The sequence below is a fragment of the Alteromonas sp. 5NS40-0096 genome, from assembly GCF_057544385.1.
The window spans coordinates 1-2,497 of sequence record NZ_BAAJLQ010000019.1 but is presented as its reverse complement, the minus strand read 5'-3'; the positions used below and the strand labels follow the sequence as shown (position 1 = coordinate 2,497).

Here is a 2,497-nt window from a genome sequence, read left to right as displayed (position 1 = left end):
CTGAATAACATGCTCTGCAACACCCGCTGCAGATGCCCTCGGCTTTCTCGGCATTTTATCCTCACATTAAGCAAAAAATAATCTTACCTTTGAGTGTAGAGGATTTAATTCGGCTCTGACCCTTTTTATTATTTTTGAAAATGTACTATTTACATCGATTAATTGCGTTATTCACTCCAGAGAGTATTAAGTTATTTTCGTCAAAAACAAACTACCCACAAGCCAAAACTTAAAAAGCAACTAGACCTGAAACCAAACTAAAACCCCTTATGGGGCAATCATCACATATGGATATTTGGGCTTTTCCAATAGTTGCAGAGAACACTTTGTGCATTGGCCTAGCAAGCAAAGATTAATTTACGGTTAATAACTCACTTGTAATACATAAATTTATCAAGTGTTTTCTACTGCTTCGTTAGGAAAAAGTTCTTTCTCTAGTCTCAAAAATGGCTCTTTTCCATCTACAGGAAACCACAGACTAGGATCACCTAACATATTATTATCCGTGCAAAGATCTATGACGTTATGGATAAAGTAACCAAATGATTTTTGCTCTAAATCGTATAGGTGCCACTTACAATAATTATTGCCAACCCTATTTTCAGGTTCATTTACCCAATACTTAGTAAATTGGTTAGCATTGATCGCAATGTGGTTAACTATTCGATTATTGGGATTTACGCCCTGCTTTTGTGCGGCTTCAAATACACACTCTGCAATCATGTTATTGTTAATGCTATCACTTTCATAAGAAAATAGGCCAACAAATGGTTTGCTACTTCCTTCTGGAACTTGACTGGAAATAAACTCAGCTTTATCAGCAAGTTTAGTTAGAGTATCACGGAGATGCGCCCTTCCATGAATTTTGGATTTTACCTCGATTATCCCTTTAACTGCATTGGCAGGAACGAAAGCTAAATCACCTTCTTTAAATATCACTGGTGCTGAAGAGTCATATAATAATACATCTATTTGGCCGCTATGAGATGTAGGAGATACAATAAAACCAGAAGCAACCTCTATTGATTGTGGAAGATGCCTACGAAGAACGGAACGTAAAACACTTTCTTTCCATTCCCCATCTGTCTGCCAGTGATCCCCAGATACGATGTATCTAATCCTATCTTTTAATGACAACAATTCTCCAGACAAAGACTCGTAGTATGCATTTACATCCATTTAAATTCCTAATTATTCAGCTCTTTATTTATGTAAAGCAAATTACCCTTTTATAAGTCTAAAGACAATAAACAGTATCGATCTGAAAAATTTAAAATATAGCCCTTAGATGCCCAACAGCAAAAAGCCTCGCAAGCTTAGGTCAGCGAGTGCGAGGCTTTGGATTCAAAAAAAGTGTTTATGGCTTTGCCTGCCCACTATTTTCTTTGCTAAGTAGGGCTGTGCTTGTCCACTAATTACACTCTAATTACGCGATAAAAACTGTCTTCCACTATTTCTTTAACTCAGCGATCTTTTTTATTAAAAATTCGGATTTGTCGCTCAAGAATACTCTGTAATCTAGCAGCCACGAGGACAAAGCTTCTTCTGTAAATTCTCCATCATACATTGGCCCCTCAAAAAGTATTTGTCCGTCATCGTCACAGATATCTGATTCGATATTGACTCCATTTTCATGTGTCTTTACATCAACACTTACCGAGATTTCTTCACCCTGCGAGTCAACCATAAAGGTTAAATACGCCCTCAAAGCAAATGTATCGTTAGAAAACTTATCAAGAGCGCTAATAATATTTTGTTCTGATAAGAGCACCTCTTCTTTCAGGCTTTGTAAGCTTTTGCGTAATTCAGCCCAGAAGTCAGAAATTAAAGTAGTATTAATTGAAGTGGTCATTTTTATTTTTTCACCTGGTCAACAATCGCATTCTGAAGCTCTTGCGTCAACGGATGCACCGTGTCACCTCCACGGCTATCGATCCAACTTTGCATCTGACTCATATCCTTTGGCTTTATAGACACATGACCAGTAGCTGGATTATCACAGACGGCGCACAACTGGTCTAGTTTGCTTGTGTCGATAACTTGGTTTTTACCTGGCATTGGATTCACATTTGCCGACAACCCTTCAACATCTTTAGCTCTTGGAGTAAGGTTATTTGGGGTACCTGAACCACCTCTGTAGACTAAGTTATCAGCTCCTCTCGCTGCATCAACACCTTTATCAGCCGCTCTCGCAGCAAGTCCTAAACCTGTGGCACCCGGTATTAGTGCTCCAGCAACATTTGCAGCTAGAGATGCAGAATTAGTTTCGTTGACTCCATTTACTGCCATGTCAGCTAAATCATATATAATAAAACCAACATCTAATACAGTGTCTAAAAATTCTCCATTCGGATCAGTATATTTATACGGGTTGTTATTCACGTATAAATATCGGTTGAAAGACATGACAGGGTTTTTCGGTGTCCAACCCACAGGATCATTTGAGTAGAAACGACCTATGACTGGATCATAGTACCTTGCCTGCATATACACCAGC

General features: G+C 38.4%; 3 protein-coding genes. All 3 read right to left on the bottom strand.

Annotated elements, in window-relative coordinates:
* Nucleotides 1-393: 393 nt before the first annotated feature.
* Nucleotides 394-1,179, bottom strand: a complete 786-nt coding sequence (locus AC27G9_RS21225) for a DUF6602 domain-containing protein (protein WP_487076562.1) — start codon at nucleotides 1,177-1,179, stop codon at nucleotides 394-396.
* A 271-nt stretch (nucleotides 1,180-1,450) separates the two neighbouring features.
* On the bottom strand, nucleotides 1,451-1,852 hold the full coding sequence (locus AC27G9_RS21220; RefSeq protein WP_487076560.1) for a hypothetical protein: 402 nt from the start codon (nucleotides 1,850-1,852) through the stop codon (nucleotides 1,451-1,453).
* A 2-nt stretch (nucleotides 1,853-1,854) separates the two neighbouring features.
* Nucleotides 1,855-2,497 (bottom strand): RHS repeat-associated core domain-containing protein (locus AC27G9_RS21215; protein ID WP_487076558.1); only part of this gene is annotated, 643 nt, incomplete at its 5' end.

Bases quoted from the DNA above. Each gene is read 5' to 3' on its own strand.
- AC27G9_RS21225 (WP_487076562.1), bottom strand. From the start codon at position 1,179: ATGGATGTAAATGCATACTACGAGTCTTTGTCTGGAGAATTGTTGTCA.
- AC27G9_RS21220 (WP_487076560.1), bottom strand. From the start codon at position 1,852: ATGACCACTTCAATTAATACTACTTTAATTTCTGACTTCTGGGCTGAA.